Below are 17,714 nucleotides of genomic sequence, written 5' to 3' on the forward strand. Positions count from 1 at the left end.
GAAGGAGGACAGTAGTGTAATGACCTCCAGTATCCTGACCGCATTTCAACTGAACGCAACTCTTTTTGCCCGATTGCTGGTTTCCACACCGGTGAGCGAGCCGTGAGCGACTGGGTCCCCACGACCTGCATGCGGTGTGCAGTCGGCTGTGGACACATGCACCAGGCGCCCGACAAGGGATCGGGGATCGCTGTCGCGCGTGGTGACGTGAGCCACCCGGTCAGCCGTGGCATGGCCTGCTCCCGGGGGATTCGGGAGAGCCAGAACCCACAGGGTGAGTGGCTACAGCGCCCGCTCGTCCGTCGGGATGGCGAACTCGTCCCGACGACCTGGGACGTTGCAGTTGCCCGTGCGCTGGAAGCGTTGCAGGATGCAAAGGCGTCCAGTCCACACGCCGTCGGTATTCTCGGGAGCGGCCAGCAGACCAACGAGGCGGCCTATCTGCTCGGGAAACTGGCACGCGGCGGTATCGGGACGCGAAACTACGACGCGAATACGACACTCTGTATGGCGAGTGCGGTGACTGCTTACTACCAGGCCTTCGGCAGCGACGCGCCACCATGTACCTACGACGATATCGAGGAGGCCGACCGACACATCGTCTGGGGGGCGAACCCCGCCGTTGCCCACCCGGTCATGTTCCGCTGGATTCAGCAAGCCGCAGACGAGGCGGGGGTCGAACTCATTACGGTCGATCCGATGCGTTCGGAGACGGCCGAGAACTCCGATCACCACGTCGCACCGGAGCCGGGGAAAGATCTGGCACTCGCGCGGGCGGTGCTGGCCGAACTCGTCGACTCCGACCGGACCGACGACGAGTTCATCGAGCGAGCGACCGACGGCTTCGACGATCTGCTGGATTCGCTTCCCAGTGCCGAGGACGCCAGAGAGGAAGCCGACGTCTCCGAGGCAGCAATCGAACTACTCGCGAGCGCCCTCGACGAGCAGGCGCTGCTCTACTGGGGGATGGGGATCAACCAGCACGTCCAGGGGACCGAGACGGCGCGGGCACTGATCGATCTCTGTCTGGCGACGGGCAACCTGAAGCCGGGCAGTGGCCCGTTCTCGCTGACTGGACAGGCGAACTCGATGGGGACGCGTGTCGTTTCCTCCAAGGGAACCTGGCCCGGACAGCGCCCGTTCGAGGACCCGGACGAACGGCAGTTCATCGCCGACGAGTGGGGGATTCCAGTCGACCGACTCCCCGATTCGACCGGTCCCGGCCCCGTCGGGATGGTCGAGGCGATCGACGACGAGGTCGAGGTCGTCTGGACAGTCGCCACGAATCCGGTCGCTGGCATGCCCGAAGCCTCGGCGGCCAGAGAGCGCCTCGAAGAGGCGACGGTGATCGCACAGGATGCCTTCCACACCGAGACGACAGCGATCGCCGACGTGGTGCTCCCGGCAGCGACCTGGGGTGAATCCGAGGGGACCGCGATCAATATGGAACGGAACGTCTCCCGCGTGCGCGCGGCGACCGAGCAGCCAAGCGGGATCCGCTCGGATCTGGAGATTATCGCGACGATCGGAAAGCGCCTCGCCCCCGATCTCTTCGAGCGCCACCGACCGGATCCAGCGCGTGTCTTCGACGAGTTCACAGCGCTCACGGTCGGTACCAACGCCGACTGCTCCGGTATCGACTACGAGCGCCTCGACGACGAACTCGCCGTCAGGTGGCCCGCCCCCGACGAGGAATCGGCCGGCGGCTACCGCTACCACCAGGAACTGGCCGGCGACGGTGCGACCGCTGCACCCGCCGAACGCTGGTCGTTCCCGACAGCGACCGGCCGTGCACAGTTCTCGACGGGCACCCAGGAGCGACTCCCCGAACCGACCGACGAACAGTTCCCCGTCACGCTGACGACAGCCCGCGAGAAAGACGGATACAACACCGGGATCAGATCCCGCTCTGTCGAGGACCCCGGCCCCGTCGTCGCGCGAATCAACCCCCGTCTGATCGACGAGTACGACGAGTTGGTCACAGAGAACCGGCTGACTGTCGTCTCACGTCGGGGGCGTGCCGAGGTCGAACTCGATCCCGACGCGGGCGTTCCGGAGGGGATGGTCTGGCTGTCGATCCACCACCCAGATACGAACAGACTCACACTCCCCGACACCGACCCGGAGTCCGACGAACCACACTTCAAGCAGTGTGCTGTCAGACTCGAGTCCCCGACCGAATAGCGTCGACCACACTCTGATTGCTCGCTGGCCGGGTGGCTGCCTGTCCCGATGTGACGATCCGGGAGGACAGACCGCTGGCCCGCCATGTCTGCCCCCTTTCTCGACGGATCGTACTTTGAACCGCCCGATTTAGCGGGATAGATCGTCTCTGTGGCCTGTTTCTTGCGCGAGCCCTACCGTTTCGTATCCGTCATTGACAGATCTGATTTATATGATATCTTATAAAAATGGCCGATTCTTTAATAAATCGATTTATTATTGAACAGTATATTGCCTTAAGGACACTATACACGATAGAATGCTGGCTGGATTTGTAGCTGCTTGCGGTTGCTCTGCATGTCTGTAAACGCGAATAGTTTTATGTCTTAACCTGAATCTTTCTACCGTTGATGTACACGAACGTATTCCAGATGCCAAAATATCTGGATGATCATGAATCAAAAACCGGTATAGTTAGACGAGAACCCGTCGTGGAAGAGGTGAGCCAGCGATGAAAGGGAAGTGGAAGAACCTGAGTCTGGCGACGGTGTTTTTCTTCCTCGGATTCACGATCTGGTTTTCCTTCGCACCGTACACCGACGGGATCGCCGAAGAGTTCGGTCTCTCGGTGTCGGAGCTCGGGATCGTCGCCAGCGCGGCGATCGTCGCCGTCCCGCTCGGACGGATCGTCATCGGACCGCTGACCGACAAGTACGGTGCGCCGGTGACCGCCTTCGGGACGATGATGATCGTCGGAACTGCTGCGATCGTCTCGGCGTTTACCCAGACCTACGAGGTGTTCATCGCCTCCCGGATCGTCGCCTCGCTCGCGGGCATCACCTTCGTGATCGGGATCGCGCACGTTTCCGAGTGGTTCGAAGAGGAGAATCTCGGCCTGGCGGAAGGAATTTACGCCGGAATCGGGAACGCTGGGGCTGGTCTCGGCTCGTTGTTGCTGTTGCCGTCGCTGTTCGGGGAAGGGTACAGCGGTCCTCTGTTCGATACTAACTGGCGAGCAGCGTTCTTTTACACCGGTGCCGCCGCCATCGTCGTTGGCTTTCTGTACCTCTTTCTCGGACAGGCTGCAAAGAGCGAAGCAAAACGCCAGGCGACCAAGCAGGGTGTCGGCTTCAAACAGTGGCTGTGGGTCGCGAGCAGACACGGTGCGGTCGTCCTCGCCATCGCCTACGTCATGTCCTTCGGCCTCGAACTCGGCATGAACGGCTGGCTGTCGACGTACTACCGCGAGGCGTTCGGCGAGGGCCGGCTGGCAATCGCTGCGGGCTTCGCGGCGACGTTCTCGATCGCTGCCGGACTGCTCCGCCCGCTCGGCGGATACATCAGTGACCTGTTCTACCGGAAGGGATTGAACCCGATCTCTGCCTTCGATGGCCGTCACCGCGAACAGTGGACGTTCATGACGCTCGTGTATATCGTCCTCGCGATGTTCGCGATGACCGCGGCCGGGTTGACCGGCAACATCCTCGTGGCTGTCGTCGCTGCCTTCGGTGTCGGCCTCGGCTGTGCCTTTGCCGAGGGCGCGATCTTCGCCCAGGTGCCGTCGATGTTCCCGGACGACTCGGGCAGTGTCGCCGGTATCGTCGGCGGGATCGGCTCGTCGGGTGGGATCTTCTACCCAGTGATTTTCTCGTCGGCACTGCTGCCGAGTCTGCACTGGGGATTCATGGTTGCTGGCGTGACGATGATCCCGATCCTCGTGCTCTCGGCGTGGGTGTTCCAGCCCGACGTCGCAGAAACTGCGACCGAGAAAGGCTTCATTATCTCGGACAGCGAGCCGAACGCGCCGGTCGCAAGCTCTGACGACTAACTTCTCTCTTTTCACGTTTATAACCGACCATTTTACAATCTGTATTCGGAATTTAGCAAAATTTGTATAGAGAGTGCGGTTTTTACGTGAACGAATGTAATCGACATCTCATGGATCCTGGTGGAGTCGCTGACTCCGACATTGCGGAGCTGAACCGCAGTATCGACCGGATTGCGGCCGGCGACCTGACTCACCGGGTCGAGACGGACTGGGGACACACAGAGTTCGACGAACTCGCTTCCAGCATCAACGAACTGGTCCGAGACATCGAGAGCATGATTATCGAGACCCAGTCGTTCGGGGTACAGGTTTCGACGACAGCAGAGACGGTATCGACACGGACTACCGAACTCCAGCGGGAAACCGAAACCGTTGCCGACGCTGTCGAAGCGACCGTGACGGCAGCAACTCGCCAGCGCCAGGGACTCAGAGACGCGAGGGCAGAGACGTTGACACTGTCTAGAACGCTCGGGAAAGTTACGTCATCGGCTGATGGCGTCGCGTCACTTTCCGCACAGGTGGCCAGCGACGCGGCTGACACTGGTGACCTCGACGAGGCATCTGTCTCGGAGTTACAGGAACTCCAGAAAGAAACCGCCGGGACCGCCCGGACACTCGAAGGGATCGAATCGACAGTCGACGAAATTGTCTCGACGCTCAAGGAGGCGACGTCGAACTGCGAGACCGTCGAACACGCAGAGTCGGCGTCGACCGCCGTCACGAACCAGACGAACACGCTCGAGGTAATCGACCAGCAGACGGACGAACTGTCCGAGATCGTGGCCGATCTCGGAGGAACGCTCCGGACGTTTACCGTGGGGACCGCCGGTGATCGGGAACAGATCGCCCTGATCAACCCGACCTACGAGGCCGCCGTCCAGTATCTCGAAACCCACAACGAGCGGCTGCTCGACCGGAGCGAGGACCTCGTCGTGGCGTACACCGAACATGACGGTCGTGACGTCACCGACGAGGTGAATGTCGCTGGACGACAGCGAATGTTGAGCCAGCGTATCGCGAAAACGACGTTTTTCATAGCCAGAAACGAACGCGCCGGCGCAAACTCGGCGACGGTCCGGGAGGCGAAAGCCGACCTGCAAGGCTACGTCGAGGAGTTCGACCACGCACTCGAAACACTGGCTGCGGGCGGAACACACCGCGGTATCGACCTCGACCACGCACCCCGGGAAGTGTGGAACGAAATCGATCGGGTGCGTGCTGCCTGGGAGCCATTCAAAAATAATGCCCTGATCGTCGTCGAGCACTCACAGTTCAATCCGGAGTTCGTCGAATCACTCGATCTCTCCAGTCCGTGACCGCCGCTCGCTGACTCGCACGCGGACGCGCGTGGGACTGACAGCCTCAACTGATTATGTCTGTCCGAAATGAGATAATAAACTGGACGAACAGTGTACTTTCCGGGAGTAATGTTGAAGAAATATCCCCTAATATTCATTTGAGACGTCCTTATATCGGACGAGCGTTTGACGTAGGGACTTATATTTGGAGTATTTTAACAGTCAGTGTTTTATGGTTCCGAGAACGGATAATGATACGTGAATAACCGGTCGAAGACGAAGTGTCTACGTCCAAAATCAAACATTTAGGTAGGTACTATGGCTCACAAAAAAGAAGATATCAAAGGCGAACTGTACGGAGACGAAGTACGCGAGAAACTCGAAGAATTTGCGGAGAAAGGGTGGGACTCGATTCCGGAGGACGAACGCGAGGAGTGGTTCACACGGTTCAAGTTCTGGGGTGTGTTCCACCAGCGGTCGGGACAGGAGTCGTATTTCATGATGCGACTGACGAACTGTGGCGGCGTGCTGGGACCCGACCAGCTCCGTGCGATCGGCCAGGTTGCCAGGGAGTACGCGACCGGTCCCATCGAGAACCCCGAGTTCGGCAACGGCTACATCGACTTCACGACCCGACAGTCGATCCAGCTCCACTGGATCAACCTCGAAGACGTCCCCGAGATCTGGGAGAAACTGGAGGGCGTCGGTGTGAGTTCTCGCTCCTCCGGCGGTGATACGATGCGAAATATCTCCGGCTGTCCGGTCGCCGGGAAGGCCGACGAGATCATCGAGTCCCGGCCGATCCTCGACGAGATCCAGGAGACGATCCGCGGCGACGACGACCTCTGCAACATGCCCCGGAAGTTCAATATCTCCGTGTCGGGTTGTCGGCAGGGTTGTGCACAGGATTCGATCAACGATATCGGCCTCGAACCGGCCTGGAAGCTCGCCGACGGCGAGAAACGCAAGGGGTTCAACGTCCGTGTCGGCGGCGGCCTCGGCGGCCGCGAGCCCCGCCGCGCCCGCCCGCTCGATCTGTTCGTCCCCCCGGAGAAGGCAGTCGAGACAGTCCGGGAGTTCGTCGAGTACTACCACGAACTCGGTAACCGCGAGAACCGCTCGAACAACCGCGGTCGGTTTTTCGTCGACGAACACGGGACGGAGAAGATCCGGGACGACCTCGACGAGCGGCTGGAGTTCGAGTTCGAACCCGCAGGCAAGGACTTCCGCGACGAGTACACCTACAACGCCGGCAAGCCACGCGAGGAGGGTCCCCACGACCACGTCGGTGTCTACGAACAGCGCGATGGCCTCAACTACGTCGGGTTGAGCGTCCCCGTCGGTCGCCTCACCGCGAAGGAGGCGATCGCGCTGGCCGACCTCGCCACCGAGTACGGCTCCGGTGAGGTCCGGCTGACGCGCCGCCAGAACCCGATCATCATGGACGTCCCCGACGAGGACATCGTGCCGCTGCTCTCCGAACCACTCCTCGAAGAGCACACGCCCGAGCCGAGTCCGTTCGTCCGCGGCGGGCAGGCATGTACCGGGACGGAGTTCTGTTCGCTGGCGCTGACGGAGACGAAGGTGCGACTGACCAGGACGCTCCGCTGGCTGCGCAACAACGTCGACGTCCCCGACGACGTGAGCCAGATCAAGATCCACTACTCGGGCTGTACGGCCGACTGTGGCCAGGCGATGACGGCCGACATCGGCCTGCAGGGGATGCGCGCCCGGAAAGACGGCGAGATGGTCGAGGCACTCGATGTCGGCATCGGCGGCGGCATCGGCGAGGATCCCTCTTTCATCGAGTGGGTCCACCAGCGAGTGCCGGCCGACGAGGTGCCGGGATTGCTCAAACAGATCATCGAGGCCTACGTCGCCCACCGTGAGGGCGAGCAGACGTTCCGCGAGTGGGTCGAGGAGATGGGTGTCGAATCGATCATCGATCTCACCGAACCGGTGGAGACGGACTACGACGATCCCTGCTTGCACGACGCCAAACAGTCGTGGTACCCGTTCGCAGACGACGAGAGCCCAGCACCGACCAGACCGGACGGGAGCCCAATCTCGGCTGATGACTGATAATGAGCAAGCGCGTACTCGATGTGACGGCGTACACGACGTTCGATTACCTGCAGGGATCGGCAGCGGGAATCGACTGGGAGAACGACGGAATCATGGTTCTGAACGTCGACAGCGACGAGGCGGACGGTGTCGTCCGCCTCTCCACAGAACTCGACCCGATGGATCAGGAACGGACCGAACAGCACGCGGACCACGTCGAACTGTTCCCCGACCAGGCCCGGACACTGGCCTCGAAACTCCGGGAGGCTGCGGATCGGGTCGATATGGAGGTCGACGATGACTGACGCCGACCGGACGGCACAGCCAGGCACTGTCTATCTCGTCGGTGCTGGGCCGGGGGATCCGGACCTGCTGACTGTCCGTGCCCGCCGGCTGATCGACAGCGCCGACGTCGTCATGCACGACTCGCTGGTCCACGACGAGGTCATCTCTTCGTGCCCAGCCGACGCAACGCTCGTCGACGTCGGGAAACGGCCCGGCCCGAACGGCGAGCGAACTACCCAAGAAGAGATCCACGACCTGCTCGTCGAGAACGCGAGCGACGGGCAGCGCGTCGTTCGCCTCAAATGCGGCGATCCGACGGTGTTCGCTCGCGGTGGCGAGGAGGCCGAACATCTAGCAGCTGCTGGCGTCGACTTCGAGATCGTCCCCGGTGTCACGAGCGCGATCGCGGCACCCGCTGTCGCAGGCATCCCTGTCACCCACCGCGATCACGCCTCGATGCTCACCGTCGTCACCGGCCACGAGGACCCAACGAAAGAAGAGAGCGCGATCGACTGGGATGCACTCGCGGCCATCGCGGACGCCGGTGGCACGCTCGCCATCCTGATGGGCGTCGGCAGACTGCCCGACAACACGGCCGCGCTGGAGGCGAGTGGCCTGGATCCCGACACACCGGTCGCGATGGTCGAGCGAGCGACCTACCACGACGAGCAGGTCGTGACGGGAACGCTGGAGACGATCGTCGACCGGGCAGAGTGCGTGGATATCTCTCCGCCGGCAGTGACGCTCGTCGGCGAGGTCGTCGAGGTCCGGGATGCTGTCGACTCCTGTCTGGCGTCACTGTCGAGCCAGCTCTCCAGCGGGAGTCAGCACTCGCGCGCTGAAGGCGACTGACCGTCTCGCGCCGTCGATTCCTTTTCAGGGTGTCAACCGCGTTACCGAGAGCCAGTCGATCCCCTCGTCGACCAGCGCGAACACCATCCGTTTTCTGACGCCGTGAGCCAGTCGCACGTCGAGTGCGAGATCACGCGGCTCGAAGACGTGGGAGTCCGAAAGCACACGGACGAGCAGCTCCGAGTGACCCAGGTTGTCGACGGACTCAACGTCCTCGTAGGTCCGGAAGTCAGCACCGAACTTGAACCCGGTTTTCGGAACCACGCCCGCGTTTCGCAGGTCGGTGTACACCCGTGACCGACGGTCGAACCGGTCTCCCTCCACGGCTCGACCGCGCTCGGTGATCGCCGCCTCGGCGGTCTGGCCGCCGCCGTTTTCGATGTCGAGGATTTCCTCGCTGGCGAGATAGGCCGCCTCGATCAGCGATAGCTGAACTGGGTCGCCCGCCTGGTCGAGACGCTGGCCGTAAAATCCCTTCTCGTGGAGGGGCTCGGGGGGCTCCCAGACCACGACCCGATCGGCCAGCAACTCGCCTGTCACCCGCGGAATCTCGTGGTGGGTCGATCCCGACACTGGTCGCTCGCTAAGTTCTAGATAGGTCACCTCGCTTTCCTCGTCGACGACAGCGAGGACGGCTGTCCCCTCCATCGTCGACTGTGCGAACGATCGGAGTGAAGCCGCCGAGAGATCTGTCCGTTCGCTGATCGCCCGGATACGGTAGGCGACGGTATCGTCCCACGGTCCGTCGCCGCGCGGGAAGACGACGAAATCCGTCTGCTCGTCGGTGTCCGCGACAGGCGAGAGGTAAAAGCCCCTGTCGCGGAGATCTTTGTAGACGAAAAAATCGACCTCGGAGACTGCCTGTGAGCAAAGGAACTCCCTGAAACCCAGCCCTGATCCCTCACGGCTGTCCCGTACCGTCTCGATATCACCGCGATACAGCAGGTGGGCCGCCTCGACCGGGGCGAGGGTCAGATCGGCACCCGCTGGCCTGCCGTAGCCACGGGCGTCGTAGAATCGCTCGCGGGCGTCACTGCCCGCGCTGACAGACTCCCCATCGAACGTGAGATTCATACCTCTCCGTGGGCCGTCCGGCGGCAAAGTGTCTGCGGTCGGTCGTCGACGGTTCGAAGACTTATCTGTTCGACACTCGTCAAAGAGAGTGCATATGGGACTACTCGATTCCTTCGGCGCACTCGCAGCCAGTATCATCGCCGCAGTTGTCATGCTCGTCTTCGCAATCTTGAGCGTGTTCGTGACGGTCTTCGTCGTCGACGTGGCAGCGGGACTCGCAAACCTCGACCCCAACGACGACTTCGTCGTTCTCGGTGCGACGATCATCGCCGGTGCGGCGATCGTCGCTGGCGGCTCCGGACTGACCTTCGAGGGTCAGTAAGGGCGCCGTCACCGTATCGACCCACTGGACATATATTCTAGTCGTGTGGAACTAGCAACGATGGCCACCCAGCCGAATGTGATCGTCGTCGTCCTGGATACCGTCCGGGCCGACCGGGTCTCTGCACTCGGCTACGACAGGGAGACGACACCCGCATTCGACGCGTTCGCGGCCGACGCGACGCTGTATACTGATGCCGTGTCACAGGCGTCCTGGTCGGTCCCCTCTCACGCATCCCTCTTTACTGGCGAGTACCCCTCGGACCACGGCGCGACGATCACGAGGCCGGTACTGACGGCCGATGCGGTCCTCCCGGAACTGCTCTCCACCGGTGGGTACGAGACCTACGGCATCTCTCCGAACAGCTACGTCCGGCCAGCGACGGGGTTCGCCCGTGGATTCGACGAGTTTCAGATGTGCTCCGGCGTGACCGAATCCGCGGTGGCTGCCGACATCCTCGGCCCGCCAGTCAACTGGGTCACCAGTACCGCAGCCGTCCGACAGCCGATCGAACGGCTGTTTACTGCGTCTCGAACGAAGGGCGCGGTCACCACAGATCCCGACGCTCCGGCCGACAACGGGGTTCTCGACCGTGTCTCCGACGTACTGGATCGGGCAGATGCACCGTTCTTTCTGTTCTGTAACCTCATCGACGCACATCTTCCCCGCTCGCCAGCCCCGGAGTACGTCGACCGGTTCGTCGAACCCGAACTCGCCGACGCACCGATCCCGGAGAGCGAACGTGCGTACACGATGGGCGACCACGAACTCGCCGATCGTTCGCTGACCCGTCTCCGCCAGCTGTACGACGCCGATCTGCGAACCCTGGACGACAAACTCGCTGCCCTCCTCGATCGCTTCCGGGATGCCGGTGTTCTCGACGACTCCCTCGTCGTCCTGGTCTCCGATCACGGCGAACATCTCGGGGAGTTCGACCGAATCGGTCACCAGTTCAGCGTCTTCGATAGCGTCGTCTCCGTTCCGCTCGCGATCCAGTTCCCCGACGGCGGGCCAGACCGGATCGACGACCAGGTCGAGATTCGCCGGCTGTTCGAGACGGTTCTCGACGAGACTGGGCTGCAATCCCATCCGCACCGCTCGCTCGCCTCCGGGATCGGAGACGATATCGCACGCGGCTCCTACGCCTCGCCGATGGTCGACATCGAACAGCTTCTCTGGGGTGACAGTGTCCGGTACGATCCCGAGTTTCTCGGGGAGTCTCTCTCTTTTGCCCGGACCGACGAGGCGAAACTGATCTCCTTCGACGGCGAGGAGTGGCTGTTCGAACTGCCCGAGACGGCAGACGGCTCACTGCCGAAGCTGGCCCGGGAACGCTACGCTGCACTTTCGGAGTCGCTCGAACTCGATCGGCAACTGGCGAAAACGATGCTATAGATCCGCGCCGACTGCCGCCTCGATGGAGTCGAACCCGTCCCGTTCGAGCAGGGAGAGGAGTCCACGGTTGATATCCCGGGCGATCGTGGGGCCCTCGTAGACGAGTCCGGTATACAACTGGACGACGCTCGCGCCCGCGCGAATTTTTTCGTAGGCATCTTGTGCCGTCGCGACACCGCCGACGCCGACGACAGGCACGTCTGTTCGCCCTGCGACGTAGGCGACCATCTCCGTCGCCGTCGACTCGATCGGTTTGCCCGAGAGACCGCCCCCCTCGACACGGTTTGGCGACCGCAGGGAGGCAGGTCGCGAGGTCGTGGTGTTCGTCGCGACCACGCCCTCGAGATCGAACTCGTCGACGATCGAGAGGGCGTCGTCGATCGCTGGCTCGGGGAGGTCCGGCGAGAGTTTGATCAGCAGGGGTCTCGCCCCGGCCGCCCGCAACTCGCCGATGATCGCGGCCATCGAATCGCGGTTCTGGAGCTCCTCGAACCCCTGGGAGTTCGGACAGGAGACGTTGACGACGAAGAAATCGCCGCCCTCGGCGACGTGCTGGTAGGTCTCCCGGTAATCCGCCGGGGCGTTCTCCGGATCGACGGTCTCCGATTTTGCGATGTTGACGCCGACCGGAAACGGGACGTCGATCGCCGCGAGCCGTCTCCCGACAGCGTCGGCGCCGTCGTTGTTCAGCCCCATCCTGTTGATCAACCCCTCGTCTTCGGGGAGCCGGAACATCCGTGGGCGTGCGTTTCCGGCCTGTGGCTGTGCTGTGACGCCACCGATCTCGACGAAGCCGAATCCGAGCGCACCCAGCGCTGGAACGATCTCGGCGTTTTTGTCGAAGCCTGCCGCGACACCGACGGGGTTCGGGAACTGCTGACCGAACGCAGTCGTTTCGAGCCGGTCGTCGTCGACGGTGTATCGCTGACTGACGAGTGACCGGGCTGGTGTCCGCTGGAACAGTTCGAGGCCACGGTGAACGAGTCGGTGGGCGGTTTCCGGCGAGAGCTGGAACAGAAGCGGTTTGGCAACTGTGTATAATCCTGTCATCTAGCTGCTGGGGTTAGAAGTCGTGCTCGACGTCGTCCTGATCCGCTTTCTGGATGATTATCTTGTTGTCTCGGACCCTGACGAATACCTCGTCTCCGATCTCCATCCCGGCGACGGCCAGTTCGTCTTCGTGCAGGTTGATATGAACGTTGTGGTACTCACCGTCTTCGTCTTTCGCGCCACTCGGACTGAGCTTCTTCTTTCGGACCATCGCGGTGTTCTAGTCCGTCTTTCACTGGAGCATCTACTTAAGCTTACCGCGCGCAGTCGCTGGCTTTCGACCGCGCGCGAGATGCCTGCCCCTACTCTTCCCCCGATTTTCAGTGGTCTTTGCTGATCCGCTCCTCCAAGTTCGATCATCACTTATAAATAATTCGGCCGTCGGCTGCCGATTAGGGGATATATTTATTATGGGTCATGTGCTGATTTGACATGGAGCGGTGAAACCATGGCACGCGACAACGACAAGCGTAATTTCGCACTGAGAGAGGAGGGAGGTAACGAAAGTAGCGTCTTTTCGGGTGGCACACCCCGCCAGGCTGCGTTGAAGGCAGCACGGCGGCTCGATCCGGCCTCGTCCGAAGACGCTGCCGATACTGAAGAGCTTCGCCTGCGCGAGAAGGGCACCCACAAGGTCCACATCTACGAGGGGTGGGCGTGGGAGGAGGAAGCGCCCGACGACAAACCCGACTGGATGCCATCGGAGATCACGAAGGGTAACGTCGAGAAACAGGGGGTCGAGCACCTCGACGAGATCTAGCAGCGCAGTCCCGGTTTTCACTCCGATTTTTCGACTGGTAGACCGAGTGTCTGGAGTACCGACCGTCGACAGACGCTGGAGTAAAATAGCTCCCAGCCATCTGGTCGGGTGCGCGGCTATCATTCGGTTCGACCGAGCGCACACGCGCGGGATGAGAAGCCGGCCTCCGGCCGCGCAACAGTTCTCGACAGCGCCGATCGGTGCCAGCGACTGCTGTGTTCTCCCGTTGTCGAACCTGTCTGTATTGTATCGTGAGACCGCATGACGAAGCGCCGACTCCTTCGTTGCGTTTAAGTAATCCAACCCCCTCGTGACTGAATGCATTCGCGGTGCGGGCTCGTGCCCGCCGAACCGTGACGGCACCCGATGCAAACACGTCAGGGTGTCGAGAGCACACCCACCTGCACCCCGGCCATTCGGGCCGGTTCGATGCCCTTATACAACGGGAAACGTTCGGTTGGAATGCATCCGCAAACCACCCGACGCAGGTCGGATCGAACGTGATCCGACGCCCTTAAGTACAACAGGGCATTCCGGTGGGAATGCAAGCGCGGTTCGGTCGGGTTCGGCCCGACCGCACCCGGACCAGTTTCGGGCCAACTCGAAGGGTTTAAGACCCTCTCTGGCTTACGAATAGGTCCGAAAGAAATGAGGATTCCACCCCTGCGGTCCGCCGTATAGATGGGATCTGATGTTAGCCCTGGTAGTTCGGTGACACCCGATCGACAGTGGTGTCCCGAGCTTTTCGATAGCAACACACTTTACAGTGTGTTTCCCGCCTAACCGCCCACATTACGTGGGCACATTCCGGTTGATCCTGCCGGAGGCCATTGCTATCGGAGTCCGATTTAGCCATGCTAGTTGTACGAGTTTAGACTCGTAGCATATAGCTCAGTAACACGTGGCCAAACTACCCTATGGACAGCGACACTCTCGGGAAACTGAGGCTAATCGCTGACACAGCTTCTACGTTGGAATTACAGGAAGCTGGAAACGCTCCGGCGCCATAGGATGTGGCTGCGGCCGATTAGGTAGACGGTGGGGTAACGGCCCACCGTGCCAATAATCGGTACGGGTGATGAGAGTCAGAGCCCGGAGACGGTATCTGAGACAAGATGCCGGGCCCTACGGGGCGCAGCAGGCGCGAAACCTTTACACTGCACGACAGTGCGATAGGGGGACTCCGAGTGCGAGGGCATATAGTCCTCGCTTTTCTGCACCGTAAGGTGGTACAGGAACAAGTGCTGGGCAAGACCGGTGCCAGCCGCCGCGGTAATACCGGCAGCACGAGTGATGGCCGATTTTATTGGGCCTAAAGCGTCCGTAGCCGGCCGGACAAGTTTGTTGGGAAATCCACGTGCTTAACACGTGGGCGTCCAGCGAAAACTGTCTGGCTTGGGGCCGGAAGACTCGAGGGGTACGTCCGGGGTAGGAGTGAAATCCCGTAATCCTGGACGGACCGCCGGTGGCGAAAGCGCCTCGAGAGAACGGACCCGACGGTGAGGGACGAAAGCCAGGGTCTCGAACCGGATTAGATACCCGGGTAGTCCTGGCCGTAAACGATGTCTGCTAGGTGTGGCGCAGGCTACGAGCCTGCGCTGTGCCGTAGGGAAGCCGTGAAGCAGACCGCCTGGGAAGTACGTCCGCAAGGATGAAACTTAAAGGAATTGGCGGGGGAGCACTACAACCGGAGGAGCCTGCGGTTTAATTGGACTCAACGCCGGAAATCTCACCAGCACCGACAATGTGCAGTGAAGGTCAGGTTGATGACCTTACTGGAGCCATTGAGAGGAGGTGCATGGCCGCCGTCAGCTCGTACCGTGAGGCGTCCTGTTAAGTCAGGCAACGAGCGAGACCCGCATCCTTAGTTGCCAGCAACACCATTGGTGGTTGGGTACACTAGGGAGACTGCCGCTGCCAAAGCGGAGGAAGGAACGGGCAACGGTAGGTCAGTATGCCCCGAATGTGCTGGGCAACACGCGGGCTACAATGGCCGAGACAGTGGGATGCAATCCCGAGAGGGAGCGCTAATCCCCTAAACTCGGTCGTAGTTCGGATTGAGGGCTGAAACTCGCCCTCATGAAGCTGGATTCGGTAGTAATCGCGTGTCATAAGCGCGCGGTGAATACGTCCCTGCTCCTTGCACACACCGCCCGTCAAAGCACCCGAGTGAGGTCCGGATGAGGCCTGGATACCCAGGTCGAATCTGGGCTTCGCAAGGGGGCTTAAGTCGTAACAAGGTAGCCGTAGGGGAATCTGCGGCTGGATCACCTCCACTGACCGGGACCGAGGCGCAGCCCTCGGCCCACTTTCAACGGGACATTGCGTCCCATATCGGAGGCAAAAGTTCGGCACAGCACCGTCGATCGGGCACCTAAGAACTACCAGGGCTAACGTGTACGGCGGACGGGCCCATAGCTCAGTGGCAGAGCGCCGCCTTTGCAAGGCGGAGGCCCTGGGTTCAAATCCCAGTGGGTCCATATCCCGTCCCCGAGATTGAAGTCGTGTCCCTTAAGTGGGACAGGGCGTTCGTTCGGGTACGGAGGACCGATGCACTATCCCGTGCAAACGCGGATAGGAAGGGTCGATACACCCACTCCTCGCACAGAGGGGTGTACATGACACCGTGTGTACGTGCGATCCAGGCGTCCACTGGACTCGTTCACCGAGTCACTACAGTGGCTGCTATGCCGCCTGGTGAATGGCTCGGCTCGGAAGCCGACGAAGGACGTGCCAAGCTGCGATAAGCTCTGGGGAGCCGCACGGAGGCGAAGAACCAGAGATTTCCGAATGGGAATCCCCACCGCAATTGCTTCGCGCAATGGGGAACGCCGGGAACTGAAACATCTTAGTACCGGCAGGAAGAGAAAACGCAACGTGATGTCGTTAGTAACCGCGGGTAAACGCGATACAGCTCAAACTGAAGGTCTCACGACCAATGTGGTGTATGGGCTACCCACCAACACTCGAGAACTCTCACGAAGTCTCCTGGAATGGAGCGTGAAACAGGGTGACAACCCCGTACTGGGAGTTAGTACAGTGTGAGGTAGTTCCGGAGTAGCGGGGGTTGGAAATCCCTCGTGAATATGACAGGCATCGACTGTTAAAGCTAAACACTCTCCGAGACCGATAGCGAACAAGTAGCGCGAGCGAACGCTGCAAAGTATCCTCCAACGGGAGGTGAAATAGGGCCTGAAATCAGGTGGCGATGGAGCGACAGGGCACAAAAGGTCCTGTGAAAAACGATCCAGCCGCGAGGCTGTAGTAGGACTCACAGGAAGCCGGTGTTCTGTCGTACGTTTTGAAAAACGGACCAGGGAGTGTGCTTGTTTGGCGAGCCTAACCCGAGTATCGGGGTAGGCACAGGGAAACCAACATGGCCGCAGGGCTTTGCCCCAGGGCCGCCGTGTTCAAGCGCGGGGAGTCAGACGGGCACGACCCGAATCCGGACGATCTATGCGTGGACAGGGTGAAGCATGACGAAAGTCATGTGGAAGCCCGAAGGGTTGGTGTCCTACAATACCCTCCCATGATCTACGTATAGGGGTGAAAGGCCCATCGAGTCCGGCAACAGCTGGTTCCGACCGAAACATGTCGAAGCATGACCTCCGCCGAGGTAGTCCGTGAGGTAGAGCGACCGATTGCCGTGTCCGCCCTCGAGAGAGGTCGGCTCGGCTGTCAAACTCCGAACTCACGGACGCTGTCGACGCGGGGAGTCCGGTGCGCGGGGTAAGCCTGTGTACCATAAGGGAGACAACCCAGCGCTGGGTTAAGGTCCCAAAGTGTGGATTAAGTGCGATCGAAGGTTGTCTCGAGCCCTAAACAGCCGGGAGGTGAGCTTAGAAGCAGCTACCCTCTAAGAAAAGCGTAACAGCTTACCGGCCGAGGTTCGAGGCGCCCAAAATGATCGGGGCTCAAATCCACCACCGAAACCTAGCCACACTCGTTACAGAGTGGTTGCGTAGGTCGGCGCTCCGCGTGGATGGAAGCATGGGCGAGAGCTCGTGTGGACCGCGTGGTGACGAAAATCCTGGTCGTAGTAGCAGCGAAAGTCGGGTTAGAATCCTGACGGCCGAAAGGGCAAGGGTTCCTCGGCACTGTTCGTCAACCGAGGGTTAGCCGGTCCTAAGTCGTACCGCAACTCGAATACGACAAAAGGGAAACTGGTTAATATTCCAGTGCCACAGTGCACTCAACGCCAACGCTCTGGGGTCGACCAAGCCGGGCACTCGCCCGGCCGAACTGTCCAAATCCGTGGAAGCCGTAACGGCACGAAGCGGACGAACGGCAGGATAGCGAAAGTTGGTTCAACCTAGAGCCCGTGAAAAGGCAAGCACTGTGTCCGTACCGAGAACCGACACAGGTGCCCATGGCGGCGAAAGCCTAGGCCTGTCGGGTACAACCGACGTTAGGGAATTCGGCAAGTTAGTCCCGTACCTTCGGAAGAAGGGATGCCTGCTCAGGAAATGAGCAGGTCACAGTGACTCGGACGCTCCGACTGTCTAATAACAACATAGGTGACCGCAAATCCGCAAGGACTCGTACGGTCACTGAATCCTGCCCAGTGCGGGTATCTGAACACCTCGTACAAGAGGACGAAGGACCCGTCAACGGCGGGGGTAA

Annotated in this window: 12 protein-coding genes, 1 tRNA gene and 2 rRNA genes; 12 read left to right on the top strand and 3 right to left on the bottom strand. The window is 61.0% G+C overall.

Annotation, left to right across the window (positions count from 1 at the left end; translation table 11 throughout):
- Positions 1-102 precede the first annotated feature (102 nt).
- The 6 genes from nasA to cobA all read left to right on the top strand — a co-directional run bounded on the left by nasA (position 103) and on the right by cobA (position 8,490).
- Complete coding sequence (nasA, locus tag EOW68_RS17105; RefSeq protein WP_128226376.1) at positions 103-2,184, top strand: assimilatory nitrate reductase NasA; 2,082 nt, start codon at positions 103-105, stop codon at positions 2,182-2,184.
- A 490-nt stretch (positions 2,185-2,674) separates the two neighbouring features.
- Positions 2,675-3,991 (top strand): MFS transporter, encoded by a 1,317-nt coding sequence (locus EOW68_RS17110; RefSeq protein ID WP_128226377.1) that lies wholly within the window; start codon positions 2,675-2,677, stop codon positions 3,989-3,991.
- Positions 3,992-4,101: 110 nt separating this feature from the next.
- Complete coding sequence (locus EOW68_RS17115; RefSeq protein ID WP_128226378.1) at positions 4,102-5,307, top strand: type IV pili methyl-accepting chemotaxis transducer N-terminal domain-containing protein; 1,206 nt, start codon at positions 4,102-4,104, stop codon at positions 5,305-5,307.
- Positions 5,308-5,607: 300 nt separating this feature from the next.
- Positions 5,608-7,371: a nitrite/sulfite reductase gene (locus EOW68_RS17120; protein ID WP_128226379.1), complete on the top strand. Its 1,764-nt coding sequence runs from the start codon at positions 5,608-5,610 to the stop codon at positions 7,369-7,371.
- Positions 7,372-7,373: 2 nt separating this feature from the next.
- Positions 7,374-7,658: a DUF6360 family protein gene (locus tag EOW68_RS17125; RefSeq protein WP_128226380.1), complete on the top strand. Its 285-nt coding sequence runs from the start codon at positions 7,374-7,376 to the stop codon at positions 7,656-7,658.
- Positions 7,651-8,490, top strand: a complete 840-nt coding sequence (cobA, locus tag EOW68_RS17130; RefSeq protein WP_128226381.1) for a uroporphyrinogen-III C-methyltransferase — start codon at positions 7,651-7,653, stop codon at positions 8,488-8,490. The genes EOW68_RS17125 and cobA overlap by 8 nt, the downstream gene beginning before the upstream one ends.
- A 24-nt stretch (positions 8,491-8,514) precedes the next feature.
- Here cobA and endA read toward each other — a convergent pair whose 3' ends face one another.
- On the bottom strand, positions 8,515-9,564 hold the full coding sequence (gene endA, locus EOW68_RS17135) for a tRNA-intron lyase (RefSeq protein WP_128226382.1): 1,050 nt from the start codon (positions 9,562-9,564) through the stop codon (positions 8,515-8,517).
- 94 nt (positions 9,565-9,658) lie between these two features.
- Here endA and EOW68_RS17140 point away from each other — a divergent pair, with 94 nt between their 5' ends.
- Both EOW68_RS17140 and EOW68_RS17145 read left to right on the top strand, forming a co-directional pair.
- The gene (locus EOW68_RS17140) at positions 9,659-9,886 is read left to right on the top strand and encodes a hypothetical protein (protein WP_128226383.1); all 228 of its coding nucleotides are present in this window, start codon (positions 9,659-9,661) and stop codon (positions 9,884-9,886) included.
- Between the two features lie 60 nt (positions 9,887-9,946).
- On the top strand, positions 9,947-11,281 hold the full coding sequence (locus EOW68_RS17145; protein WP_128226384.1) for a sulfatase: 1,335 nt from the start codon (positions 9,947-9,949) through the stop codon (positions 11,279-11,281).
- Here EOW68_RS17145 and EOW68_RS17150 read toward each other — a convergent pair.
- Together EOW68_RS17150 and EOW68_RS17155 are read right to left on the bottom strand one after the other, a co-directional pair.
- A complete protein-coding gene (locus tag EOW68_RS17150) occupies positions 11,276-12,331 on the bottom strand; it encodes a quinone-dependent dihydroorotate dehydrogenase (RefSeq protein ID WP_128226385.1) in 1,056 nt (351 codons plus the stop codon). The two genes, EOW68_RS17145 and EOW68_RS17150, sit on opposite strands and share 6 nt — an antisense overlap.
- Positions 12,332-12,344: 13 nt before the next feature.
- Positions 12,345-12,542 (bottom strand): hypothetical protein, encoded by a 198-nt coding sequence (locus EOW68_RS17155; protein ID WP_128226386.1) that lies wholly within the window; start codon positions 12,540-12,542, stop codon positions 12,345-12,347.
- 237 nt (positions 12,543-12,779) lie between these two features.
- Between EOW68_RS17155 and EOW68_RS17160 the strand changes: the two genes are divergently transcribed.
- From EOW68_RS17160 to EOW68_RS18985, 4 genes are all read left to right on the top strand, one after another.
- Positions 12,780-13,091, top strand: coding sequence for a non-histone chromosomal MC1 family protein (locus EOW68_RS17160; RefSeq protein WP_128226387.1), 312 nt, complete (start codon positions 12,780-12,782; stop codon positions 13,089-13,091).
- An 804-nt stretch (positions 13,092-13,895) separates the two neighbouring features.
- Positions 13,896-15,367 (top strand): 16S ribosomal RNA (locus EOW68_RS17165).
- A gap of 132 nt (positions 15,368-15,499) precedes the next feature.
- Positions 15,500-15,571, top strand: a tRNA-Ala gene (locus EOW68_RS17170).
- Positions 15,572-15,764: 193 nt separating this feature from the next.
- Positions 15,765-17,714: ribosomal RNA gene (locus tag EOW68_RS18985) — 23S ribosomal RNA — on the top strand; the annotation flags it as partial.

Origin of the sequence: Halovenus amylolytica (genome assembly GCA_004015825.1) — an archaeon.
Taxonomy (GTDB): domain Archaea; phylum Halobacteriota; class Halobacteria; order Halobacteriales; family Haloarculaceae; genus Halovenus; species Halovenus amylolytica.